General features: G+C 62.2%; 1 protein-coding gene. It reads left to right on the forward strand.

What is annotated here, in order from left to right:
• Positions 1-44 precede the first annotated feature (44 nt).
• Positions 45-561: FHA domain-containing protein (locus ACK41V_RS23800; protein WP_409786180.1), on the forward strand; the 517-nt coding region annotated here is incomplete at its 3' end.

Here is a 561-nt window from a genome sequence, read left to right on the forward strand (position 1 = left end):
GCATGTTATCAGTGTGTTCTATTATTGGTGAGGGCAGGCCCAAGATGTTCCTGATCCGCACCATCGATTTCACCGCTTCGGGCCGCGAGATCATCCGCGAACGGGTGCTCGACCAAACCAGCATCACCATCGGGCGCGCAGCCGAGTGCGATATCCACCTGCCCGATCTGGCGGTCGAACAGCGCCACCTTGCGCTCACCCTCGCCAGCAATGGCAGCGTCAGCGCGAAGGCGCTTGGCACGCTCGGCTTTGCGCTGGATGGCCGCAGCATAACCGAAGGCGTGATTGATCCGGGCGTCGGCGGAGAGATCGCGCTCGGCTCGGCCCTGCTCGCAATCGCTCGCGATACAGAAGGACGGATCGCGCTTACCATCCGGCAAGCGCCCATCGAGGAAGGCAAAGGTGATGCAGTTGCCAGTTTTGCGCTCGCCAGCGCGCTGCCCAGCAAGCGGGCAATGGCATGGACTCTCGCCAGCCTGATCCTCGCGCTGCTTCTGGCGGTGCCAGTCATCACCCACATGACCCGCACCATTACCCCCAATGATCCGAAAAAGATCGTGC

Origin of the sequence: Acidovorax sp. (assembly GCF_046291265.1) — a bacterium.
GTDB lineage: Bacteria > Pseudomonadota > Gammaproteobacteria > Burkholderiales > Burkholderiaceae_C > Acidovorax.